The sequence below is a fragment of the Pseudomonas urethralis genome (assembly GCF_021602465.1).
GTDB classification, from domain to species: domain Bacteria; phylum Pseudomonadota; class Gammaproteobacteria; order Pseudomonadales; family Pseudomonadaceae; genus Aquipseudomonas; species Aquipseudomonas vlassakiae.
The window spans coordinates 243,617-267,424 of record NZ_BQIJ01000001.1; the positions used below are offsets into that span (position 1 = coordinate 243,617).

The 23,808-nt window shown below is 63.9% G+C and carries 24 protein-coding genes; all 24 read right to left on the minus strand.

What is annotated here, in order from left to right:
- Nucleotides 1–14: 14 nt before the first annotated feature.
- The 24 genes from L6D64_RS01090 to fliF all read right to left on the minus strand — a co-directional run bounded on the left by L6D64_RS01090 (nucleotide 15) and on the right by fliF (nucleotide 23,797).
- The gene (locus L6D64_RS01090) at nucleotides 15–2,249 is read right to left on the minus strand and encodes a chemotaxis protein CheA (protein ID WP_176506597.1); all 2,235 of its coding nucleotides are present in this window, start codon (nucleotides 2,247–2,249) and stop codon (nucleotides 15–17) included.
- Between the two features lie 12 nt (nucleotides 2,250–2,261).
- Entirely contained in the window at nucleotides 2,262–3,050 is a 789-nt protein-coding gene (locus L6D64_RS01095) for a protein phosphatase CheZ (protein WP_176506598.1), read from the minus strand.
- Between the two features lie 19 nt (nucleotides 3,051–3,069).
- Nucleotides 3,070–3,444: a chemotaxis response regulator CheY gene (locus L6D64_RS01100; protein WP_176506599.1), complete on the minus strand. Its 375-nt coding sequence runs from the start codon at nucleotides 3,442–3,444 to the stop codon at nucleotides 3,070–3,072.
- Nucleotides 3,445–3,551: 107 nt separating this feature from the next.
- Nucleotides 3,552–4,292, minus strand: a complete 741-nt coding sequence (gene fliA, locus L6D64_RS01105) for an RNA polymerase sigma factor FliA (RefSeq protein WP_054884182.1) — start codon at nucleotides 4,290–4,292, stop codon at nucleotides 3,552–3,554.
- Nucleotides 4,289–5,122 carry a flagellar synthesis regulator FleN gene (fleN, locus tag L6D64_RS01110; RefSeq protein ID WP_054884183.1) on the minus strand — a complete coding sequence of 278 codons (834 nt, stop codon included), beginning with the start codon at nucleotides 5,120–5,122 and terminating at the stop codon, nucleotides 4,289–4,291. Before fleN ends, fliA begins: the two co-directional genes overlap by 4 nt.
- Before the next feature lie 93 nt (nucleotides 5,123–5,215).
- A complete protein-coding gene (gene flhF / locus L6D64_RS01115) occupies nucleotides 5,216–6,523 on the minus strand; it encodes a flagellar biosynthesis GTPase FlhF (protein WP_176506600.1) in 1,308 nt (435 codons plus the stop codon).
- Nucleotides 6,524–6,534: 11 nt separating this feature from the next.
- The gene (flhA, locus tag L6D64_RS01120; protein ID WP_176506601.1) at nucleotides 6,535–8,664 is read right to left on the minus strand and encodes a flagellar biosynthesis protein FlhA; all 2,130 of its coding nucleotides are present in this window, start codon (nucleotides 8,662–8,664) and stop codon (nucleotides 6,535–6,537) included.
- A 102-nt stretch (nucleotides 8,665–8,766) separates the two neighbouring features.
- Nucleotides 8,767–9,909, minus strand: coding sequence for a flagellar biosynthesis protein FlhB (gene flhB, locus L6D64_RS01125; protein WP_176506602.1), 1,143 nt, complete (start codon nucleotides 9,907–9,909; stop codon nucleotides 8,767–8,769).
- A 2-nt stretch (nucleotides 9,910–9,911) separates the two neighbouring features.
- Nucleotides 9,912–10,688, minus strand: coding sequence for a flagellar biosynthetic protein FliR (gene fliR / locus L6D64_RS01130; RefSeq protein ID WP_054884187.1), 777 nt, complete (start codon nucleotides 10,686–10,688; stop codon nucleotides 9,912–9,914).
- Nucleotides 10,689–10,695: 7 nt separating this feature from the next.
- The gene (gene fliQ / locus L6D64_RS01135) at nucleotides 10,696–10,965 is read right to left on the minus strand and encodes a flagellar biosynthesis protein FliQ (RefSeq protein ID WP_054884188.1); all 270 of its coding nucleotides are present in this window, start codon (nucleotides 10,963–10,965) and stop codon (nucleotides 10,696–10,698) included.
- Nucleotides 10,966–10,987: 22 nt separating this feature from the next.
- Nucleotides 10,988–11,755, minus strand: coding sequence for a flagellar type III secretion system pore protein FliP (gene fliP, locus L6D64_RS01140; RefSeq protein WP_176506603.1), 768 nt, complete (start codon nucleotides 11,753–11,755; stop codon nucleotides 10,988–10,990).
- Nucleotides 11,755–12,201 (minus strand): flagellar biosynthetic protein FliO, encoded by a 447-nt coding sequence (fliO, locus tag L6D64_RS01145; protein WP_176506604.1) that lies wholly within the window; start codon nucleotides 12,199–12,201, stop codon nucleotides 11,755–11,757. The genes fliP and fliO overlap by 1 nt, the downstream gene beginning before the upstream one ends.
- Nucleotides 12,202–12,213: 12 nt before the next feature.
- On the minus strand, nucleotides 12,214–12,678 hold the full coding sequence (fliN, locus tag L6D64_RS01150) for a flagellar motor switch protein FliN (RefSeq protein WP_054884198.1): 465 nt from the start codon (nucleotides 12,676–12,678) through the stop codon (nucleotides 12,214–12,216).
- Between the two features lie 47 nt (nucleotides 12,679–12,725).
- Nucleotides 12,726–13,694 carry a flagellar motor switch protein FliM gene (fliM, locus tag L6D64_RS01155; protein WP_176506605.1) on the minus strand — a complete coding sequence of 323 codons (969 nt, stop codon included), beginning with the start codon at nucleotides 13,692–13,694 and terminating at the stop codon, nucleotides 12,726–12,728.
- A gap of 9 nt (nucleotides 13,695–13,703) precedes the next feature.
- Complete coding sequence (gene fliL, locus L6D64_RS01160) at nucleotides 13,704–14,201, minus strand: flagellar basal body-associated protein FliL (protein WP_176506606.1); 498 nt, start codon at nucleotides 14,199–14,201, stop codon at nucleotides 13,704–13,706.
- A 158-nt stretch (nucleotides 14,202–14,359) separates the two neighbouring features.
- Nucleotides 14,360–15,667, minus strand: coding sequence for a flagellar hook-length control protein FliK (locus L6D64_RS01165; protein WP_176506607.1), 1,308 nt, complete (start codon nucleotides 15,665–15,667; stop codon nucleotides 14,360–14,362).
- 71 nt (nucleotides 15,668–15,738) lie between these two features.
- Complete coding sequence (locus L6D64_RS01170) at nucleotides 15,739–16,086, minus strand: Hpt domain-containing protein (RefSeq protein WP_176506608.1); 348 nt, start codon at nucleotides 16,084–16,086, stop codon at nucleotides 15,739–15,741.
- 60 nt (nucleotides 16,087–16,146) lie between these two features.
- Entirely contained in the window at nucleotides 16,147–17,838 is a 1,692-nt protein-coding gene (locus tag L6D64_RS01175; protein WP_176506609.1) for a fused response regulator/phosphatase, read from the minus strand.
- A gap of 8 nt (nucleotides 17,839–17,846) precedes the next feature.
- A complete protein-coding gene (locus L6D64_RS01180; RefSeq protein WP_176506610.1) occupies nucleotides 17,847–18,152 on the minus strand; it encodes an STAS domain-containing protein in 306 nt (101 codons plus the stop codon).
- 123 nt (nucleotides 18,153–18,275) lie between these two features.
- Complete coding sequence (fliJ, locus tag L6D64_RS01185; protein WP_176506611.1) at nucleotides 18,276–18,728, minus strand: flagellar export protein FliJ; 453 nt, start codon at nucleotides 18,726–18,728, stop codon at nucleotides 18,276–18,278.
- Nucleotides 18,729–18,734: 6 nt separating this feature from the next.
- On the minus strand, nucleotides 18,735–20,093 hold the full coding sequence (fliI, locus tag L6D64_RS01190) for a flagellar protein export ATPase FliI (RefSeq protein WP_176506612.1): 1,359 nt from the start codon (nucleotides 20,091–20,093) through the stop codon (nucleotides 18,735–18,737).
- On the minus strand, nucleotides 20,083–20,847 hold the full coding sequence (gene fliH / locus L6D64_RS01195; protein ID WP_176506613.1) for a flagellar assembly protein FliH: 765 nt from the start codon (nucleotides 20,845–20,847) through the stop codon (nucleotides 20,083–20,085). Before fliH ends, fliI begins: the two co-directional genes overlap by 11 nt.
- Before the next feature lie 162 nt (nucleotides 20,848–21,009).
- Nucleotides 21,010–22,029, minus strand: coding sequence for a flagellar motor switch protein FliG (gene fliG / locus L6D64_RS01200; RefSeq protein WP_054887156.1), 1,020 nt, complete (start codon nucleotides 22,027–22,029; stop codon nucleotides 21,010–21,012).
- Nucleotides 22,022–23,797, minus strand: coding sequence for a flagellar basal-body MS-ring/collar protein FliF (gene fliF, locus L6D64_RS01205; protein WP_176506614.1), 1,776 nt, complete (start codon nucleotides 23,795–23,797; stop codon nucleotides 22,022–22,024). Before fliF ends, fliG begins: the two co-directional genes overlap by 8 nt.
- Between the last annotated feature and the right edge of the window lie 11 nt (nucleotides 23,798–23,808).

Below are 23,808 nucleotides of genomic sequence, written 5' to 3' on the forward strand. Positions count from 1 at the left end.
TGCGCCGCCGAAAATCAGATACGCCGTGCCGCGTAACGCTTGAGCATGCTCGGCACGTCGAGAATCAGCGCGATGCGGCCGTCACCGGTGATGGTGGCGCCAGACATGCCCGGGGTGCCCTGCAGCATCTTGCCCAGCGGCTTGATCACCACCTCTTCCTGGCCGACCAGCTGGTCGACCACGAAACCGATGCGCTGGGTGCCGACCGAGAGGATCACCACATGGCCCTCATGCTGCTCCTCGTGCACCTGGCCCTGAACCAGCCAGCGCTTGAGGTAGAACAGCGGCAGCGCCTTGTCGCGCACGATCACCACTTCCTGGCCGTCGACCACGTTGGTGCGCGACAGGTCGAGGTGGAAGATCTCGTTGACGTTGACCAGCGGGAAGGCGAATGCCTGGTTGCCCAGCATCACCATCAGGGTGGGCATGATCGCCAGGGTCAGCGGCACCTTGATGACGATCTTGGAACCCTGGCCCTTGGCCGAGAAAATGTTGATCGAGCCGTTGAGCTGGGAAATCTTGGTCTTCACCACGTCCATGCCGACGCCGCGGCCAGACACGTCGGAGATCTCGGTCTTGGTCGAGAAGCCCGGGGCGAAGATCAGGTTGTAGCAGTCCGACTCGCTGAGGCGGTCGGCAGCGTCCTTGTCCATCAGGCCCTTTTCCACGGCCTTGGCGCGCAGGATGCTCGGGTCCATGCCCTTGCCATCATCGGAGATCGACAGCAGGATGTGGTCACCTTCCTGCTCGGCCGAGAGCACCACGCGGCCGGTGCGGGCCTTGCCGGCGGCTTCACGCTCGTCCGGCATCTCGACACCGTGGTCGACGGCGTTGCGCACCAGGTGCACCAGCGGGTCGGCCAAGGCCTCGACGAGGTTCTTGTCGAGGTCGGTCTCTTCACCGACCAGCTCCAGGTTGATCTCTTTCTTCAACTGCCGAGCCAGGTCGCGGACCAGGCGCGGGAAGCGGCCGAACACCTTCTTGATCGGCTGCATGCGGGTTTTCATCACCGCGGTCTGCAGGTCGGCGGTGACCACGTCGAGGTTGGACACCGCCTTCGACATGGCCTCGTCGCCGCTGTTCAGGCCCAGGCGCACCAGACGGTTACGCACCAGCACCAGTTCGCCGACCATGTTCATGATCTCGTCCAGGCGCGCAGTATCGACGCGCACGGTGGTTTCCGCTTCGCTGGCAGGCTTTTCCGCGGCCGGGGCCGGCGTACGGGCTGGCGCCGCTGGCCTGGCAGCCGCAGCCGGTGCAGCGGCTGCCGGTGCAGCGGCTGCCGGTGCTGCTGCAGGCTTGGCGGTCGGTTTGCTTTCGGCCACCGCCGCAACCGGCGCTGGCGCGGCAACCGCTGCTTCGCTGGCAGCGCTTTCACCGGTGAACTTGCCCTTGCCGTGCAACTGGTCGAGCAACGCTTCGAACTCGTGTTCGGTGATCTCGTCACTGCTGGCGGGCGCGGCCACGTTTTCCACCGTAGCGGCGGCAGCCGGCAAGGCGTCGGCCTGGAAGGTGCCTTTGCCATGCAACTGGTCGAGCAGCGACTCGAATTCTTCGTCGGTGATCTCGTCGCTCACCGGCGCACTGGCATCGCCCCCCGCTTCGGCGGCGGCGACTTCGGGCGAGAACTGGCCCTTGCCATGCAACTGGTCGAGCAACGATTCGAACTCGGCGTCGGTGATGTCGTCACCCGAGCCGCTCAGGCTCTCGCCCTGCATTTGCGCTTGGGCAGCGGCAGCTTCTGCCTTGACCGCATCGAGCGAGTCGAGCAGCTGTTCGAACTCGGTGTCGGTGATGTCCGCCTCGGCCGCCACAGGCTCGGGCGCTGCCTCGACCACCGGCGCAGGGGCATCGGCGCTGGCAGGCTCTGCCAGGCGCGACAGGGCCGCCAGCAGCTCCGGGGTGGCCGGGGTGACTGCACTGCGCTCACGCACCTGGCCGAACATGCTGTTGACCGTGTCCAGTGCTTCGAGCACCACGTCCATCAGTTCCGCGTCGACCCGGCGCTCACCTTTGCGCAGGATGTCGAACACGTTCTCGGCGATGTGGCAGCACTCCACCAGCTCATTCAGCTGAAGGAAGCCGGCGCCCCCTTTTACAGTGTGGAAACCGCGAAAGATCGCATTGAGCAGGTCGGCATCGTCGGGCCGGCTTTCCAGCTCGACCAGTTGCTCGGACAGTTGCTCAAGAATTTCGCCGGCTTCTACCAGGAAATCCTGAAGGATTTCTTCATCGGCGCCGAAGCTCATTAAACGTGCTCCTTAAAAACCCAGGCTGGACAGCAGATCGTCGACGTCGTCCTGACCGGACACAACGTCTTCACGCTTATCGGCATGAATCTGCGGACCTTCACCCCGAGTCGGATGTTTTTCTTGATCTTTTTCAGCGCGCAGCTGCTGGTGGTCATGTTCGATACCGGCAAAACGGTCGACCTGACTGGCCATCAGCACGAGCTTGAGCAGATTGCTTTCCACTTCGGTCACCAGCGCAGTGACGCGCTTGATCACCTGGCCGGTCAGGTCTTGGTAGTCCTGGGCCAGCAGTATGTCGTTGAGGTGGCCGGCGACCTTGCGGTTGCCCTCGGCGCTGTGCGTCAGGAAACTGTCGACACGCTTGACCAGTTCGCGAAACTCCGGCGCTGCGACTTCACGGCGCATGAAGCGCTGCCAGTCGACGCTCAGGCCTTGTGCCTCGGCTGCCAGCTCGTTGAGCACCGGGGTGCTCTCCTCCACCAGGTCCATGGTGCGGTTGGCCGCACCCTCGGTGAGCTTGACCACATAGGACAGGCGCTCGGTGGCATCGGTGATCTGCGAGACTTCCTCGGCCTGCGGCATGCGCGGGTCGATCTGGAAGCTGACGATCGCGCTGTGCAGCTCACGGGTGAGCTTGCCGACCTCCTGGTACAGGCCACGGTCTCGGGTCTGGTTGAGCTGGTGGATCAGTTGCACGGCATCGCCGAAGTGGCCCTTCTCCAGGCTCGAGACCAATTCTTGCGCGTGCTTCTTGAGGGTCGACTCGAACTCCCCCAATGACGTATTTGATGATTCCATGGCGCCCCCCTGACGTGACTCAGCCGTTGACGCGCTCGAAGATCTTCTCGATCTTTTCTTTCAGCACCTGGGCAGTGAACGGCTTGACCACATAACCATTCACGCCGGCCTGGGCCGCTTCGATGATCTGGTCGCGCTTGGCTTCGGCGGTCACCATCAGCACCGGCATGGTCTTCAAGCGCTCGTGCGCACGTACCTTGCGCAGCAGGTCGATACCGGACATGCCCGGCATGTTCCAGTCGGTCACCAGGAAGTCGTAGTGGCCGCTTTCGAGCATCGGCAGCGCAGTGGTGCCGTCGTCGGCTTCTTCGGTGTTGGTGAAGCCCAGGTCACGCAACAGGTTCTTGATGATCCGCCGCATCGTCGAAAAGTCGTCAACGATGAGGATTTTCATGTCTTTGTTCAAGTAGACCTCCAAGCAGTCTCAAACGCGCTCGGCCCCGAGCGCGCGTATTCATTCAATTCGGTACAACGTGGAAAACGACTGCAACGACCCCCGGCTCAACGCGCCCGCCATTCCCCCAGGCGGCTGCGCAGGCGCGCGGCACACTGGCTGTGCAACTGACTGACACGCGATTCGCTGACCCCCAGCACCTCACCGATTTCCTTGAGGTTCAGCTCTTCGTCGTAGTACAGCGCCAGCACCAGGCGCTCACGCTCCGGCAGGTTGGCGATCGCATCGGTCAGGGCGGCCTGGAAGCGCTCGTCTTCCAGATCGCGTGACGGCTCGACCTGGCTACTGGCGCCGTCCTCGTGCAGCCCTTCGTGCTCGCCGTCCTGCAACAGGTCGTCGAAACTGAACAGGCGGCTGCCCAAGGTATCGTTCAAGATCCCGTAGTAATCATCGAGACTCAATTGGAGTTCGGCAGCAACTTCATGATCTTTAGCGTCGCGGCCAGTTCTTGCTTCCACGGCGCGCATCGCGTCACTGACCATGCGCGTATTACGGTGCACCGAACGCGGTGCCCAATCGCCCTTGCGGACCTCGTCGAGCATCGCCCCGCGGATGCGGATACCCGCGTAGGTTTCAAAGCTGGCGCCCTTGCTGGCGTCGTATTTGTTGGCCACTTCCAGCAGGCCGATCATGCCGGCCTGGATCAGGTCTTCGACCTGGACATTGGCCGGCAGGCGCGCCAGCAAGTGGTAGGCAATGCGCTTGACCAGCGGTGCATAGCGCTCCACCAGCTCGAACTGGGCGTCTTTCGACGCCTTGCTGTACATCTTGAAGCCGCTCGCGTTCATAGCACGGGCCCTGCGCTGGTGGGTTGCACCAGGCGCTCGACGAAGAACTCAAGGTGGCCGCGCGGGTTGGCAGGCAGCGGCCAGCTGTCAACCTTCTGCGCAATGGCCTTGAACGCCAGGGCGCACTTGGAGCGTGGGAAGGCCTCGTACACCGCGCGCTGCTTCTGCACCGCCTTGCGCACGCTTTCGTCGTAAGGCACGGCACCGACGTATTGCAGGGCGACGTCGAGGAAGCGGTCGGTGACCTTGGTCAGCTTGGCGAACAGGTTGCGCCCTTCCTGCGGGCTTTGCGCCATGTTGGCCAGCACGCGGAAACGGTTCATCCCGTAGTCGCGGTTGAGCAGCTTGATCAGCGCGTAGGCGTCGGTGATCGAGGTCGGCTCGTCGCACACCACGAGCAGCACTTCCTGGGCGGCGCGCACGAAGCTGACTACCGAGTCACCGATACCCGCAGCGGTGTCGATCACCAGCACATCGAGGTTGTCGCCGATCTCGCTGAAGGCCTGGATCAGCCCGGCATGCTGCGCCGGGGCCAGGTGCACCATGCTCTGCGTGCCGGAGGCGGCCGGCACGATGCGCACACCGCCAGGCCCCTGCAACAGCACGTCGCGCAGCTCGCAGCGCCCTTCGATGACATCGGCCAGGGTGCGCTTCGGGGTGAGGCCCAGCAATACGTCGACATTGGCCAGGCCAAGGTCGGCGTCCAGCAACATCACCCGGCGGCCGAGTTCAGCCAGCGCCAGGGACAAGTTCACTGAAACGTTAGTCTTGCCGACGCCACCTTTGCCACCGGTGACGGCGATCACCTGTACGGGATGCATGCTACCCATGTTCGTTGTTTACCTTGTCTCGCTTGGACCCAAGCCACACGCGGGGCAAGACTGCCAACCCCGGAATGTAGGTACTTTGCATACGCTTCATCCTCAACCCGCGCGCCGCGGGTTGTGGTAGAGATCAGCGAACATGTCGGCCATCGCCTCTTCGCTGGGCTCGTCCTGCAACTGCACATTGACCGCGCGGGTCACCAGTTGGTGCGGGCGTGGCAGGTGCAGGTCGTCAGGAATACGCGGGCCATCGGTGAGGTAGGCCACGGGCAGTTCATGACTGATGGCCAGGCTCAGCACATCGCCGAGGCTCGCCGTTTCATCGAGTTTGGTCAGGATGCAGCCGGCCAGGCCGCAGCGCTTGTAGCTATGGTAGGCGGCGGTCAGCACCTGCTTCTGGCTGGTGGTGGCCAGTACCAGGTAGTTCTTCGCGGCGATGCCACGCCCGGCCAAGCTTTCCAGTTGCATGCGCAGGGCCGGGTCGCTGGCCTGCAGGCCGGCGGTGTCGATCAGTACCACACGCTTGCGCAGCAGCGGCTCCAGCGCTGCAGCCAGCGATTGGCCAGGGTCGACGTAGGTCACCGGCACATTGAGGATGCGCCCCAGGGTCTTGAGCTGTTCCTGGGCACCGATGCGGAAGCTGTCCATGCTCACCAGGGCCAGGTTCTGCGGGCCGTACTTGAGCACATAGCGTGCCGCCAGCTTGGCCAGGGTGGTGGTCTTGCCCATGCCGGCAGGGCCGACCATGGCGATGACCCCGCCCTCTTCGATCGGCTCGATCTGCGGCACTTCGATCATCCGCGCCAGGTGCGCCAGCAGCATGCGCCAGGCCTGACGCGGTTCTTCGATCTCCTGGGTGAGGTCGAGCAGCTCGCGGGCGATCGGGCCGGACAGGCCGATGCGCTGCAGGCGACGCCAGAGGTTGGCCTGAGCCGGTTTGCTGCCCTGCAGCTGGTTCCAGGCCAGCGAGCCGAGCTGCACTTCGAGCAGTTCGCGCAGGCCCGAGAGCTCCGAGCGCATGGCGTCGAACAGGCGCGGGTCGACCGGCGCCGGGGCGGGCGCGGCAGCGGGTGCCGGCGCCTCCACGTGCGGCTCGATCAACGGCTCGGCCGCGGTCAGCGACTGGCCGGCGAACAATTGGCGGTTGCCTTCGCTGGCTTCGGCGCGGTTGTCCAGCTCGGCCTGGGCTGTGGCGATACGCGACTGGGTCTTGCGCAGCTCTTCTTCCAGCGCGACGTTGGGCACGCGGGGGGCCAGCGCAGACAGCTTGTAGTCCAGCGCGGCGGTCAGCTCGACACCCCCGGCGATGCGGCGGTTGCCAATGATGGCGGCATCGGAGCCCAGCTCATCACGGACCAGCTTCATGGCCTGACGCATATCGGCGGCGAAAAAACGCTTGACTTGCATAACCCACTACCTCAGCCGTTGGGGCCCACTGTGGCAACGATGGTGACTTGCTTGTTATCCGGTATTTCCTGATACGCCAGAACATGCAAATTCGGTACAGCCAGGCGGCCGAAGCGCGACAGCATGGCACGGATCGGGCCAGCGACCAGGAGAATGGCCGGCTGGCCTTGCATTTCCTGGCGCTGGCAGGCGTCGATCAACGAGCGCTGCAGCTTTTCGGCCATGCTCGGCTCAAGAAGAACACCGTCTTCCTGGCCCTGCCCGGCCCTTTGCAAACTATTGAGCAAAATCTGTTCCAACCTTGGTTCAAGGGTGATCACGGGAAGCTCGGACTCAACGCCGACAATGCTTTGGACGATGGCGCGACACAATCCGACGCGCACCGCTGCCACCAGCGCGGCGGTATCTTGACTCTTGCTGGCATTGTTGGCGATGGCCTCGGCAATACTGCGGATGTCACGCACCGGCACTTGCTCGGACAACAATGCCTGCAGGACCTTGAGCAGCCCCGACAAGGAAATGACACCCGGCACCAACTCTTCTGCAAGTTTAGGCGATGCCTTGGACAACACCTGCAACAGTTGCTGGACCTCCTCATGGCCGATCAGCTCGTGGCAGTGCTTCTGCAGAATCTGGTTGAGGTGGGTGGCAACCACGGTGCTGGCGTCGACCACGGTGTACCCCAGCGATTGGGCCTGCGCGCGCTGGCCGATATCGATCCATACCGCCTCAAGGCCGAATGCCGGGTCGCGCGCGGCGATACCGTTGAGCGTGCCAAACACCTGGCCGGGGTTGATCGCCAGTTCGCGGTCCGGATAGATCTCGGCCTCCGCCAGGATCACCCCCATCAGCGTCAGGCGATAAGCGCTGGGCTGCAGGTCGAGGTTATCGCGGATGTGTACGGTCGGCATGAGAAAACCCAGGTCCTGCGACAGTTTCTTGCGCACCCCTTTGATCCGCGCCAGCAGTTGCCCACCCTGGTTGCGGTCGACCAGCGGAATCAGGCGGTAGCCCACTTCCAGGCCGATCATGTCGATCGGCGTCACGTCATCCCAGCCCAGCTCCTTGGTCTCCAGCGCGCGCTGCGGCGACGGCAGCAAGTCCTGCTGGCGCTGCGCCTCCTTCTGTGCGTCGAGCCTGGCCTTCTGCTGCTTCTTCCATACCAGGTAGGCGCCGCCACCGGCCAGCAGGCCGAGGCTGAGGAAGGCAATGTGTGGCATGCCCGGCACCAGGCCCATGATGATCATCAGCGCCGCCGACACCCCCAGCGCCTTGGGCGAATCGAACATCTGGCGGTTGATCAGCTTGCCCATGTCCTCGGAACCCGAGGCACGGGTCACCATGATCGCGGCGGCGGTGGACAGCAGCAGTGATGGCAATTGCGCCACCAAACCGTCACCGATGGTCAGCAAGGCGTAGACCTTGCCCGCATCGCTGAACGACATGTTGTGTTGCAGCATACCGATCAGCATGCCGCCGATGAGGTTGATGAACAGGATCAGCAGGCCAGCGATGGCGTCACCCCGGACGAACTTGCTGGCACCGTCCATCGAGCCGTAGAACTCGGCCTCCTGGGCCACCTCGGCACGACGCGCCTTGGCCTGGGCCTGGTCGATCAGGCCGGCATTGAGGTCGGCGTCGATGGCCATCTGCTTGCCCGGCATGGCGTCGAGGGTAAAGCGCGCGCTCACCTCGGAAATACGCCCGGCACCTTTGGTCACCACCACGAAGTTGATGATCATGAGGATGGCGAACACCACCGCACCCACGACGTAATTGCCGCCGATCACCACCTCACCAAACGCCTGGATCACTTTACCGGCAGCGCCATGGCCCTCCTGACCATGGAGCATCACCACCCGCGTGGAGGCCACGTTCAGCGCCAGGCGCAGCAAGGTTGCCACCAGCAGGATGGTCGGGAACGCGGCAAAGTCCAGCGGGCGCAGGGCGTACACGCAGACCAGCAGGACCACGATTGACAGGGCGATGTTGAAGGTGAAGAACACGTCGAGCAGGAACGGCGGTATCGGCAACATCATCATTGCCAACATCACCAGCAGCAGCAACGGCACGCCCAGGTTGCCCCGGCCGAGCCCGGCCAGGTTGTTGCGGGCGTTGCTGATTAACTGAGTGCGATCCACCGCGAGTCCTCTTGATGCAAAACTTTGACGCCCAAGGGGCGCTTGGGCGTGGCTTTGCAAGAAGCTTTCCAACTTTGTTCGCCTTGAGGGATTTAGCGCCTGTCAGCTATCACGCCGAAGATCCGGCGGAATCGGCAGATCTTCCTTCAAAGGCTCCGGCCGCTTGCCCTTGCCCGAGCGGTACTGACGAATCTGGAACACATAAGCCAGCACCTGCGCCACCGCCAGGTAAAGCCCCGCCGGGATCTCCCCCTCGACTTCGGTGGAGTAGTAGATCGCCCGCGCCAGCGCCGGCGACTCGAGGATCTGCACCTTGTGCTCGACACCAATCTCACGAATCTTCAAGGCAATGAAGTCAGTTCCCTTGGCCACCAGCAACGGCGCTACCCCGCCCTTCTCCGGGTCGTACTGCAGGGCCACGGCATAGTGCGTCGGGTTGGTGATGATCACGTCGGCCTCGGGCACAGCCGCCATCATGCGCCGCTGCGACACCTCGCGCTGCAACTGGCGGATGCGCTGCTTGACCTCGGGCTTGCCTTCGCTGTCCTTGTACTCGTCCTTGACCTCCTGCTTGGTCATCTTCAGCTTCTTGTGCGTCTGCCAGAGCTGGAACGGCACGTCCGCCGCCGCGATCAACAGCAACCCGGCCGCCATCCACAAGGCACTCCAGCCGACCACCTGGACGCTGTGGATGATCGCCTGCTCCAGCGGCTCGTTGGCGATCGCCAACAACGCCTGGCGATCATTGCCCAGCACCACCAGCGCAACGATCAGGATCACGAAGAACTTGGCCATCGCCTTGAGCAACTCGGTCAGCGAGTTGAGCGAAAACATCCGCTTGATACCTGACAACGGGTTCATCCGGCTGAACTTGGGCTGCAACAGGCTCCCGGAAAAGATGAACCCGCCAAGGGCGATGGGTGACACGAAGGCGATCACGAACAGCAGCATGAGCACCGGCTGCACCGCCCATATGGCCATCTTGCCCGACGCCAGCAGGAACATGCCCATCGAGCGCTCGTCGGTCAGCACTTCCCGGGTCAGGGAAAAGTTCATCCGCATCAGCGTCATCAAGGTTTCCGCCAGGTTGCCGCCAAAGGCCAGCAGCGCGCCGGCACCGGCCAGGGTAGAGGCTACGGTGTTGAGCTCCTTGGAACGGGCAATCTCACCTTTCTCGCGCGCATCGCGCTTGCGTTTGTCGGTGGGGTCTTCCGTCTTGTCCTGCCCACTCTCGCTTTCAGCCATGCTCAGCGCGCCCTTGCCAGTTCACGCAGCCACTGCAACGCGTCACTGGCCAACGCCTGGTAGTGGGAGAGAATGTCGGCCAAACCGACCCAGAAGATGCCCATGCCCAGTACCAGCGTCAGCGGAAAACCGATGGAAAAGATGTTCAGCTGGGGCGCTGCGCGGGTCATCACGCCAAACGCGATGTTCACCACCAGCAGCGCGGTGATGGCCGGCAGGATCAACAGCAATCCGGCACCGAACACCCAGCTCAGGCGCCCGGCCAGCTCCCAGAAGTGACTGACAACCAGGGCGTTGCCTACCGGCAAGGTGGTAAAGCTTTCGGTCAGCACTTCGAACGCCACCAGGTGGCCGTTCATCAGCAGGAACAGCACGCTGACCAGCATGGTCATGAACTGGCTGATCACGGCCACGTTGACCCCGTTGGCCGGGTCGACCATGGAGGCAAAGGCCATGCCCATCTGCACGGCGACAATCTGCCCGGCGATGACGAAGACCTGGAACAGCAGCTGCAGGGAAAACCCGAACAACGCGCCAACGATGACCTGCTCGCCACACAGCAGCAGGCCGCGCAAGCTCAGCGGGTCGAATTCCGGCAGGGGCGGCAGGGCCGGCACGATCACCACGGTGATCGCCACCGCCACATACAAGCGAATCCGCGCCGGCAGCATGCGGGTGCCGAAGATCGGCATGGTCATCAGCACCGCCGTCACCCGGAACAGCGGCAGGATGAAGGTGGCGACCCAGGTGCCGATCTGCGCGTCGGTCAGCTCCAGCATGGCAGGCTCAACCGATCAGCTGCGGGATGCTGGTGTACAGGCCGGTGATGTACTCCATGAACTTCTGTACCAGCCAGGGCCCGGCGACGATCAGCGTGACCAGCATCACCAGCAGGCGTGGCAAGAAGCTCAGGGTCTGTTCGTTGATCTGCGTGGCAGCCTGGAACATCGCCACGACCAGGCCAACCAGCAGGCTCGGTATCACCAGGATGGCAACCATCAGGGTGGTCAGCCACAGTGCGTCACGGAACAGGTCGACAGCGACTTCAGGTGTCATGCGTAGGCTCTCCCTGGCAGCGTCACACGCCGCCGAAACTGCCGGCCAAGGTGCCCATGATCAGCGCCCAGCCATCGACCAGGACAAACAGCATGATCTTGAACGGCAGCGAGATGATCAGCGGCGACAGCATCATCATGCCCATGGCCATCAGCACGCTGGCCACGACCATGTCGATGATCAGGAACGGGATGAAGATCATGAAGCCGATCTGGAACGCGGTCTTCAATTCCGAGGTAACGAATGCCGGCACCAGGATCGTCAGCGGGACCTGCTCGGGGCCGGCGATGTCGGTGCGTTTGGACAGGCGCATGAACAGGTCGAGATCGCTTTGCCGGGTCTGCGCCAGCATGAAGTCCTTGAGCGGGCCCTGGGCCTTGTCGATGGCTTGCTGGGCGGTCATCTTCTCGCTCAGGTACGGCTGCAGGGCATCCTGGTTAACCCGGTCGAACACCGGCGCCATGATGAACATCGTCAGGAACAGGGCCATGCCGGTCAGCACCTGGTTCGACGGCGTCTGCTGCAGGCCCAGGGCCTGACGCAGGATCGAGAACACGATGATGATGCGGGTGAAGCTGGTCATCAGGATGACGAACGCCGGGATGAAGCTCAGCGCCGTCATGATCAGCAGGATCTGCAGGCTGACCGAATACTCCTGCTGCCCGTCCGCAGTGTTGGACAGGGTGATGGCCGGGATCGACAGCGGGTCCGCGCCCTGGGCCAGCGGCGCTGCCAGCAGCAGCGCGATTGGCAACAAGGTGCTCAACAAAATGCGCAACGCGCCATTCATCACTTCTTGTCCTTCTGATCCTTGCCCATCAGCTCCATCAGCCGCTGGGCAAATTCCGGCGTCGCCTGGCGGGCGCTGGCGGGCACTTCGACGGGTTCGGCCATGACATGCAGGGCTTCGATGCTGCCTGGCGTGTGGCCTATGAGGATCTGCTCCTTGCCGACCTGCACCAGCAGCAGCCGGTCACGCGGGCCGATGGCGCGGCTACCGACGATCTCGATCACCTGCCCACCCTTGGGCGTGGCACCCTGCATGCGGCGCAGCGCCCAGGCCAGGAAGAAGATCAGCCCCACCACCAGCAACAGGCCGAACACCATCTGCGCCAACTGCCCGCCCAAACTGCCGGGCGCAGTGGCCTGTACCGTAGCCGGAGTGGCAGCAGGCGTGGCAGCGGCGATGGCCAGGTCACTGACCAGCAGTGTGGCCAGGGCCAACACGGCCCGCATCGTGCCCTTCACTCAGCGCAGCTTCTTGATACGTTCGCTGGGGCTGATCACGTCCGTCAGGCGGATGCCGAACTTCTCGTTGACCACCACCACTTCACCGTGGGCGATCAGCGTGCCGTTGACCAGCACATCGAGCGGCTCACCGGCCAGCCGGTCGAGTTCGATCACCGAGCCCTGGTTGAGCTGCAGCAGGTTGCGGATGTTGATTTCGGTACTGCCCACTTCCATGGAAATGCTCACCGGAATATCCAGGATCACATCCAGGTTCGGCCCTTCGAGGCTGACGTTCTCGTTTGGCCGCGGCGAGCTGGCGAACTCCTCCATCGGCAGGCGACCGGCACTTGGCTTGCCGCTGTCAGCGGCGAGCAGTGCATCGATGTCGGACTGGCCGGCATCACCGGTTTCTTCCAGGGCCGCAGCCCATTCATCGGCCAAAGCCTGGTCTTCCGGGGAAGTGATCTCGTTTTCGTTAGCCATGATGTCCTCGACAGGCATTCAATTCGTAGAGAGCGACCGGCACGCGCTCAGCGGCGTTCGATCGGGTCGATGATCTGCAGGGCCAGGTTGCCCTTGTGCGAACCCAGGCGCGCCTTGAACGACGGCACGCCATTGGCGCGCAGTACCAGGTGCTCGGGCAGCTCGACCGGGATCACGTCACCGGCCTGCATGTGCAGGATGTCGCGCAGCTTCAGCTGGCGGCGGGCAACCGTGGCGGTCAGCGGCACGGCGACGTCCAGCACGTCCTCGCGCAGGGCCTTGACCCAGCGCTCGTCCTGGTCGTCGAGATCGGACTGGAAGCCGGCGTCGAGCATCTCCCGCACCGGCTCGATCATCGAGTACGGCATGGTCACATGCAGGTCGCCGCCACCGCCGTCCAGTTCGATGTGGAAGGTCGACACCACCACCGCCTCGCTCGGGCCGACGATGTTGGCCATGGCCGGGTTGACCTCAGAGTTCATGTACTCGAAGTTGACCGGCATGATCGCTTGCCAGGCCTCCTTGAGGTCGACGAAGCACTGGTCCAGCACCATGCGCACCACGCGCAACTCGGTGGGGGTGAATTCGCGGCCCTCGATCTTGGCGTGACGGCCGTCACCACCAAAGAAGTTGTCCACCAGCTTGAACACCAGCTTGGCGTCAAGGATGAACAGCGCAGTGCCACGCAATGGCTTGATCTTCACCAGGTTGAGGCTGGTCGGCACGTACAGCGAATGCACGTACTCGCCAAACTTCATCACCTGCACGCCGCCGACAGCCACGTCGGCCGAGCGGCGCAGCAGGTTGAACATGCTGATGCGGGTGTAGCGGGCGAAACGCTCGTTGATCATTTCCAGGGTCGGCATGCGACCCCGCACGATCCGATCCTGGCTGGTCAGGTCGTAGCTTTTGATGCTGCCAGGCTCGGCAGCGCTCTCGGTCTGTACCAGCCCATCGTCGACGCCATGCAACAGGGCATCGATCTCATCCTGGGACAGCAGGTCCTGTACGGCCATTGCGGACTCCTACTGCAATACGAAATTGGTGAACAGCAACTGGTCGACCACCGGCCTGCCGACTTCCTTCTGCGCCACTTCCTGAACCACCGCGGTGGCTTTCTGACGCAGCATCTCCTGGCCCACCGAACTGGCCGCCAGGGTGTCGAAGCCCTGCCCGGAGAACATCATCACCAGGTTGTTGCGGATCACCGGCATGTGCACCGTGAGCGCGTCCAGGTCGGCCTGGCTACGGCCTTGCATCGTGATGCTCAGCTGCATGTAGCGCTGGCGGCCGTTCTGGTTGAAGTTGACCACAAAGGCGGGCGCCAGCGGCACGTAGATCGCGGGAGCCTTGCCGTTGGTGGCAGCTGCTTCCGGGGCGGGTGCCGATTCAGTCTTGTGCATGATGAACCAGGTGGCGCCCACCGACAGGCCGACTGCCAGCAACAGGGCCAGCACCAGCAGCAGGATCAGCTTGAGTTTGCCTTTTGCGGCGGGGTCTTTCACTGCGTCGCTCTTCGCCATGCCAATAATCCGTCGTCCATCGGGGTTTCAAAGAAGGATGACGTGGCTTGAGCAAGTGTTATGCCATGTTTGGCTGGAGAGGTGTGGCGCCTGTGAGATCGAGCGCCGCGCCGGCGGCGCTCGATCTCACAGGCGCTGAAAATCCCAGGACAGGACCATCAGGCGTAGTAATCGACAGCACTGTCGCCAATCACCACCTGCTGCTCGACAGGCCGGGACATCTCGCTTGGCTCACCTGGCTCGCCCCCACCCTCCTGCGCCCGGCGCGCAGCTACCCCGGACAACTGCGAGCCGTCCTGCTGCGCCTGTTGCTGTTGCTGACGCGACTGGTCGGCCACGTTGACGTCCGGCTGCGCCAACCCCTGCTGGGCAAACAGCTCGCGCAGCCGATACACCTGGCTGTCCAGCGCATCGCGCACACCGGCATGACCACTGACAAAGGTGATTTGCGTGGACTGGTCAGTCGCCACATTGACGCGAATATCGAGGCGGCCGAGCTCAGCCGGCTCCAGCTGAATATCCGCCGACTTGAGGTTCTGGCTGGACAGGTACATGACCCGGTTGACCAGGCCTTCGGCCCATGCGCCCTGGTTCATGTGCAGCGGCTGATGCAACGGATTGGCATTGACCGGCACGGCATTGGCGGTCTTGGCAGTCACCGCCTGGGTCAGGCTGGCCAGCCGATTGGCAAAGTCATCGACGCGGGTGTCGCTGCTGGCGCTCTTGGTGTCCTTGAGCCCGTCTTCGAGCAAGGCACCGAAGGCCTTGTCGCCGGTCTCGGACTTGCCGGCCTCGCCCTCGACCTTGTCGATCAGGGTCGCCAATGGATTGACGGCTGCCTGACTGTCATCGGACTGGGTTTTGCCTGGCTCTGCAGCGTGCGTCGACGTCGTGCCTTTGGCCTGGGCGCTCTGCTCCAGGGCCAGACGCAACGTCGGCAGGTTGGCCAGAGGGTCGGCATCCGGATCAAACGCCTCGGTCTCCGGCTGTTCCGGCAGTGGCTTGGCAACCTCGGCCACGGGCGGCTGCTGGATAGCCGCCTGCAACACCGGCGCCACGGCTTCGGCCTGGGCCTGCAGCAACTGCGCGCCGGGCTGCGCGTCGGTCACCTGGCCCGCCACCAGGCTGGCATCGAGCGACCCCACGTCACTGGGCACGGTAGTGTCGGCAGTGGCAGGTGGCGCATCGTCTGCTGGCAATAGGTTGCCGTCATCGGCAACCGCCGGTTTGTCGGCGGCCTCCTTCTTGCCGCCCTGGGCAACGTCAGGCTTGTCCTTCGCGACGGGCTGGGCCGCCTTGTCGTTGCGTGCAGGTACCTTGTCACGCCCCTGCCCAGCCATGACCTGATCGAAGCCGGCGCCTTGCCCGCCCGCCGCCTGCAGCGGCTTGTCCACCCGCGAGGAGCTCGCACTCGACGGCTTGCTCAGGGTGTTGGCTTGCAACAAAGGGTTGGATGCGACAGGCATTGAGCGGTCTCCGCGCCAGAAACTGGAATATCATCTGGACACTGAGAGGCAAAAGTCGCGCCAACTTGCCATCAGCTCGCCGAAACGCGCTCACGCTCGCCACGATAGAAGCCTTTCACCTCCAGGTATTCCTGGTCGATCCGGTTGATCAGGTCTTCGATGCCATACAGCGGCCGCTCTTTGACCCGCTCCTCCAATTGCTGGCACAAGCGGGAAAGGCCAATGGCCCCCATGTTGCTGCTGCTGCCCTTGAAGCTGTGCGCGGCCATGCCAAGCTCATCGGCGCTCTTGGCCTCATGCAGCTGGTTCAAACGCTGTTCGGAGTCTTCCAGGAAGGTGTCCAGCAGCTGCAGGTAGCCATCTTCCATGACCTCCTGCAGGTCGCTGAGTACCTTGTGGTCAATATGCATGTCAGTCACTTGCTCACTCCTTGATCAAGCCGGATTATGCCTGAGCCGCCCTGCGGCCCTCCAGACACCTCACCAATCAAACCGCACGCGGGCGCAGCGGCCACCTTCGCACCACTCGGCATGGCTGCCAAGCCGCCGCACCAGGTGTAGCCCGCGCCCACTCAACTCCTGCTCCACCGACGGACGCGACAACACACGCTGCACATCGAACCCCGCGCCACTGTCACGGACCTCGATGGTGAGACGCCCGCCCGGCCCTGAGGGTTCAACCTTCAGGTCGATACGCACGAAGCCATCGGCCAGTGTCACCAGGCGCCGGGCGCGCTCCTCATAGTAGTCGGCAAAACCTTGCACATCCCGTTTGAGCTGCGAATCCAGGCCCAACACACCATGCTCCAGTGCATTGGTGAAGAGTTCACTGAGCACGTTGTGCAAAGCGCCAGTGCGCGGCCGCAGGCCGTGAATCTCCTGCAACAACTGCACCAGGTAAGGCACCGGGTTGAATCGCTTGAGGCTTTCACCGCGCAATTCGAACGCCAACGCCCAGTCCAGCGGACTGGAGCGCCCACTGTCGGAGTACAGGGTCGGCGCGGGCACCCGGTCATCGCCACTGAACATGCGTATGTCGCACAGGCTGATGTCATCCCGGGGGCTGCCGCCAAAACGCGCCAGGGCCTGCATCACCTCATCGAACAACTGCGCCGGGTCACGATTGGCGGCCAGCACCTCGCGCAAGCGCTCGACACCAAACAGGCGCTCGTGCTCGTCTGCGGTATCGACCACGCCATCGGACAGCAGCAACAGCCGCTCCCCCGCCGCCATCGGCAGCACTTCGGTGCTGTCATCGAAGCGCTCCGGCGCGAGGATGCCCAGCGGCAGATGACGCGACCTGAGCCTGCCGAGCACTTCGCCGTCTACCGACAGCCGGTAGCCATCCGGCATGCCGCCATTCCACACTTCCACCGCCCCGCGCTGCACACTCAGGTTGAGCAGCAGCGCACAGCAAAACATGTCCACCGGCAGGATGCGCTTGAGCTTGGCATTCATCTCGCGCAGCATCTGCGCCAAGCCATAGCCCTTCGCGGTCATCCCGTAGAACACTTCCGCCAGCGGCATCGCCCCCACTGCCGCCGGCAAGCCATGGCCGGTGAAATCCCCCAGCAGCACATGCATGTCACCGGCCGGGGTAAACGCAGCCAGCAGCAGGTCACCATTGAACAGCGCATAGGGAGACTGCAGGTAACGGATGTTCGGCGCGGTGATGCAGCCGGAATGCGCGACCTTGTCGAACACCGCCTTGGCCACCCGCTGCTCGTTGAGCAGGTGGTGATGGTGGCGGGTGATCTGGTCACGCTGTTCGAGCACGGTCGCCTGCAAACGGCGCAGGCGGTCCATGGCGCGGATCTTGGCCGCGAGGATCACCGCACTGTAGGGCTTGGCCATGAAGTCGTCACCGCCGGCCTCCAGGCAACGCACCAGGGCATCCTCTTCACTCAGCGAGGTGAGGAAGATGATCGGCACCAGCGCCTCGCCGGCCAGTGCCTTGATCTGCCGCGCCGCCTCGAAACCATCCATCACCGGCATCAAGGCGTCGAGCAACACCAGTTGCGGACGCTGCTCGGCAAACAGCGCCACGGCCTGCTCGCCATTTTCCGCAGTGAACACGTGGTGGCCCTGGCGACGTACAATCTGCGCCAGCAGCAAGCGGTCGACCGCACTGTCCTCCGCCACCAGTACGGTCAACGCATGCTCGGCCGGCATCTGGACACTCAACTGATATCGAACAGTTTTTCGAAATTGGAAATGGCCAGGATCTTGCGCACGTCGGAGTTGGCATGCACCACGCGCACGTCCGAATCGTCACCCCCGGCATGATCACGCAACAGCAGCAGCATGCCCAGCGCAGAGCTGTCCAGGTAGGTCGCCTCCTTCAGGTCGACCACTACCGAATCGGGCTTGTTCTCTTGGCGCTCGTAGGCATCACGGAATTCCTGATGCTTGCCAAAATCGAAGCGCCCCTTGACCTTGATCGTGAGCTTTTTCCCGTCCTGCGAAAAATCAGTCTCGACTGCCATGCTAGCGATTCCTTCGATGATGGCGAATGCAACTCTTCAAGGTTTAGCAGCCCGGGGCTGGACTATCAAGGTAAGCCTGCACTGGCCTCTTCGCGGGTAAAGCCGCGAAAAGGCCAGTGCAGGCTATAGATGGCCTTGCCGCGGCAAGCGCTGCGACAACTCGTCCAGCAAGCGCTGCTCACGCTTGTCTTCGGCCCGCCGTGCCTCGTCCATGTAGCGCTGCACCAGCTTGCGCAGCCCTTCCACCCGGGCATAGGCTTGCTGCCAGGCGCCACGGGCATTCTTCAGGTTGTTCTCATGCCAGGCCAGGCTCTGCCGCTGCTGGGTCATGGCCGTTTCCAGCTGGGCCAGGAAGCGCTGATAGTTGAGCAGCCAGCTGCCATTCACGCCCTGCCCGCCACGATTGATCCACTGCGCCTGATACCCCTCGCGGAACGATTCCAGCTCGGCCAGCTTGGCCTGGGCCTGGACCACCAGCTGCTGGAAGTGCCCCACCCGCTGGGCAGCCTTGCGCTCAGCCTCTTCGGCCATGTCGACCACCGGGGCCAGGCGCGCTGCGCGACCGGGCTGGCTCATGGGCTATCAGCCCTTGGCCGGGGGCGTGAAGATCGCCCCCAGCTCGTCGCGGCTCTGGCCCATGCCGACATTCTCGTCCAGGCCCTGGCGCAGGAAATCCACCAGCTTGGGCTGCAAGGCAATGGCCAGGTCGGTTTCCGGATCGCCACCGGCGACGTAGGCGCCCACATTGATCAGGTCACGGCTTTGCGACAGGCGCGACCACAGCTGCTTGAATTTCTGGGCCTGGCGCAGGTGGTCGGCATCGACCACCTGCGGCATGACCCGGCTGATCGAGGCCTCGATGTCGATGGCCGGATAATGGCCTTCCTCGGCCAGGCGCCGGGACAGCACGAAGTGGCCGTCGAGCACACCCCGCGCCGAGTCGGCGATCGGATCCTGCTGGTCGTCACCCTCGGACAGCACGGTGTAGAACGCCGTGATCGAGCCGCCACCGGGCTCGCCGTTACCCGCGCGCTCGACCAGCTTGGGCAGCTTGGCGAACACCGACGGCGGGTAGCCACGGGTGGCCGGCGGTTCGCCGATGGCCAGGGCAATTTCGCGCTGGGCCTGGGCGAAACGGGTCAGCGAGTCCATCAGCAGCAGGACGTTCTTGCCCTTGTCGCGGAAGTACTCGGCAATGCGTGTGCAGTACATGGCGGCACGCAAACGCATCAGTGGCGCATCGTCAGCAGGCGATGCCACCACCACCGAGCGCTTGAGCCCTTCCTCGCCGAGGATGTGCTCGATGAATTCCTTGACCTCGCGCCCCCGCTCGCCAATCAGCCCGACCACGATGATGTCCGCCTCGGTGAAGCGGGTCATCATGCCCAGCAACACCGATTTACCCACGCCGGTACCGGCGAACAGGCCCAGGCGCTGGCCACGACCGACGGTGAGCAAGCCGTTGATGCTGCGAATGCCCACGTCCAGCGGCTTGCTGATCGGGTCACGGTTGAGGGGGTTGATGACCGGGCCGTCCATCGGCACCCAGTCCTCGGCGCGCATGCCGCCCTTGCCATCGAGGGCGCGGCCGGCACCATCGAGCACCCGGCCGAGCATGCTCATGCCCATGGGCAGGCGGCCGCTGTCGTCCAGCGGCACCACGCGGGCACCCGGTGCGATGCCGGCAATGCTGCCCACCGGCATCAGGAATACCTTGTTGCCGGCAAAGCCCATCACCTCGGCTTCGACCTGCACCGGGTGGTAGCTGTCGTCGTTGATCACCAGGCAACGCCCGCCCACCGCAGCGCGCAGCCCTTCGGCTTCGAGGGTCAGGCCGACCATGCGCAACAGGCGGCCTTCGACCACCGGCTGCACCGGCAGCCCGATCGCCTCGGCGTAGCCACCCAGGCGCTTGCCGAAGCTGGTGCGGTCAAGGCGCATCGCGGGCGTCCAGTTCGATCGACAGGTCTGGTGTCGCCGGGTGCAGGGCCTGGTCGTGCAGCTGGTCGAACAGTTGCGCCACGGCTTTCTCGATGCGCGTCTCCATGGTCGCGTCGATGCGGCTGTGCAAGGTCTCGATGCGGCAGCCGCCCGGCAGCAGGGCCTCGTCTTCGAGCAGCTTCCAGCGCTCCTCATGGCGTTCGCGCAACGCCTTGACCTGCTCGAAGTCCTGCGGGTTGAGGTGGATGCGAATGTTGTCGGCGCCCATCGGCAGCAGCTTCAGCGCCTCACGCAGCACCTGGGTGATCTGGCTGGAGTCGCTGCGCAGTTCACGGCCGATGACCTGCCGCGCCATATGCGCAACCAGATGCACCAGGCTGCGTTCGATCTGCGTGTCCTGCTCGGCGATCGGCTCCAGCAAATGCCCCATCAGCTGCTCCAGGCTGGCCAGCTTGACGGCAAGCGCTTCCTCGGCCTCCTGGCGCACTTTCAGCTGGGTGCTGTGGAAGCCCTCGCGCTCGCCGGTGGCGAAGCCTTCGTTGTAGGCCTCCTGGCGGATCGCTTCGAGTTCTTCGAGGGTCAGGGGCTGGACTTCTTCCAGCGGTACTTCCTCGACTTCTTCCTCGATGACTTCCGGCTCTGGCTCGGGTTCCGACTCAGGCTCCGGGTCGAAGCTGGGCAACGCCCAGACATCGAACCCCTCGAGGTCGCGGGCGCGGATCAGGTCGCTGGGGTGGGATTCTCTGCTGGGCATGCTGTGCTGTTCTCAAAACCCTGTTCAGCCAACGCGATCCCTGTGGGAGCGGGTTTACCCGCGAATGCGTCGGCAGCGGCAACCGGACTCTCCCAGGCTGACGCCTTCGCGGGCAAACCCGCTCCCACAGAGGGCAGCGTCGGCCGGGAGAACTCGCTGACCTTAAATCATTTCCTCGGCACCCTTGCCGCCGAGTACGATCTCGCCGGCCTCGGCCATGCGGCGGGCGATGGTGAGGATTTCCTTCTGCGCCGTTTCCACGTCGCTCACGCGCACCGGGCCCTTGGCCTCGAGGTCGTCGCGCAGCAGCTCGGAGGCACGCTTGGACATGTTCTTGAAGATCTTGTCCTTGACCCGCTCGTCGGCGCCCTTGAGCGACACCACCAGCACGTCGGAAGAGACCTCGCGCAGCAGTGCCTGGATGCCACGGTCGTCGACGTCGGCCAGGTTGTTGAAGACGAACATCAGGTCTTCGATCTGCTCCGACAGGTCGCTGTCGATCTCGCGGATCGCGTCCATCAGCGCACCTTCCACCGAACTATCGAGGAAGTTCATGATGTCGGCGGCGCGCTTGATGCCACCCAGGGTGGTGCGCGCAGCGTTGGAGTTGCCCGAGAACTGCTTCTCGAGGATCTGGTTCAGCTCCTTGAGCGCCGCCGGCTGCACGGTATTGAGCGACGACACGCGCAGGACGATGTCCAGGCGCACCTTGTGGTCGAAGTTGCTCAGCACTTCACCGGCCTGGTCGGGGTCGAGGTAGGCGACCACGATGGCCTGGATCTGCGGGTGCTCGTAGCGGATCACATCGGCCACGGCACGTGGCTCCATCCACTTGAGGCTGTCCAGGCCGCTGGTGTTGCCACCGAGCAGGATGCGGTCGACCAGGCCGTTGGCCTTGTCCTCGCCCAGGGCCTGGTTGAGCATCTTGCGGATATAGGCGTCAGAGCCGACGCCCAGGCTGGTCTGGTCGCCGACGATCTCGACGAACTCGCTCATCACCTGCTCGACCTGCTCGCGGTGCACGGTGCCCATCTGCGCCATCGCCACACCGACCCGCTGCACTTCCTTCGGGCCCATGTGTCGCAGCACTTGTGCTGCATCGGTCTCACCGAGCGACAGCAGCAGGATGGCTGCCTTGTCGACACGGCTCAGCTTGGCGGTAATGGCTCGATTGTCACTCATCGGCGTTGATCCACTCTTTGACGACCTGGGCTACACGGCCCGGGTCTTCGGCCACCAGGCCCTTGATTGCGTTGAGCTGTGCTTCGTAACCCTCGGTCGGGCTCGGCAACAGAATGCTTGACGGGCCACCGAGGCTGACACGGTCGTTGGCCAGTTCGCCATCCAGACCGATCATCCCGCCCAGTTCCATGTCGCTGTCCGCAGCAGCCTGCTTGCCGCCACCGGTGATGTTGTTGAGCACCGGACGCAGCACGCCGAACACCAGCACCAGGATGAACAGCACGCCCAGCACCTGCTTGACGATGTCCCAGAACCACGGCTGCTGGTAGAACGCGATATCGGCGATCTCTTCGCCACGGTCGGCGGCGAACGGCACGTTGATCACGGTCACACTGTCGCCACGGCTGGCATCGAAGCCCACCGCGTCCTGCACCAGGCGCGTGAAGCGCGCCAGGTCTTCGGCCCCCCAAGGCGCACGCGTGGTTTCGCCATTGGCATCGACCTTGACCTGGTCGTCGACCACCACCGCCACCGACAGGCGGGTCAGGCGACCCTGCTGCTGACGGGTGTGGCTGATCGAACGGTCCAGCTCGAAGTTCTTGGTGGTCTGCTCACGCTTGTCCGACGGGTACGGCGCCAGCATCGGCTGGCCGGTGGCCGGGTCCATGATCTGTTGACCGTTGGCATCCACCAGCGGCTGGCCAGGCTGGATGGCAGCGGCCGCCCCGGCGGCCCCCCCGGTGGTTTGCGGCGCCGACGCCGGCCCTGGCGGCTGGTTGCTCAGCGCGCCCGGCACGCCCTGCGGGCCTTGGCTGCTGGCGCGCTGTTCATTGACTGCCTGTTCGCTGCGCAGCGCCGGCTGGTCCGGGTTGAACTGTTCGGAGGTCGACTCGACCGCACTGAAGTCCAGGTCGGCGGAGACCTCGGCCTTGTAACGGTCATTGCCCAGCACCGGCTGCAGGATGTTGTGCACACGCTGGGTCAGCATGCCTTCCATGCGGCGGCTGTAGTCGAACTGCTTGCCGGCCATGGTCAGCGCGGTGTCCTGCAACTGCTCGGAGAGCAGGTTGCCGCGCTGGTCGACGACGGTCACTTGCGACTTGTCCAGCTCGGGCACACTGGTGGCGACCAGGTTGACGATAGCCATGACCTGGCCCGCTTCCAGCGAACGGCCCGGGTACAGTTCGACCAGTACCGAGGCACTGGGCTTGCGCTCGTCACGCACGAATACCGAGCTTTTCGGGATCGCCAGGTGCACGCGGGCGGCCTTGACGTTGTTCAGGCTGGAAACGGTTCGCGCCAGTTCACCTTCCAGGCTGCGGCGATAACGGGTGGTTTCCATGAACTGGCTGGTGCCCAGCCCCTGCTCCTTGTCGAGCAGTTCGAAACCGACAGTGCCATCGCTCGGCGCCACGCCGGCAGCCGCCAGCTTCAGGCGCGCACGGGAGAGGTCGTCGGCCTTGACCAGCAGAGCACCGGAGTTGGGCTCGACGTGATAGGGGATGTCTGCCGAGGCCAGGGTGTCCATGACCTGCTTGGTGTCCATGCCAGCCAGGCTGCCGTACAGCGGCCGGTAATCCGGTTGTTGCGACCACAGCACCACGGCGAAGCCGATCGCCACGCTGGCTGCCAAGCCGACCAGCAGGCCGACCTGACGCAGCATGGGCATCTGCGAGATATTCTCCAGGAACGCCATGTTCAGGAACGGTGGCTTGGAACCTGGCGCACCGCTCTTGGCGGGGGCGTTTTCGACGACTGCTTCAGCCATGACTTACTTCC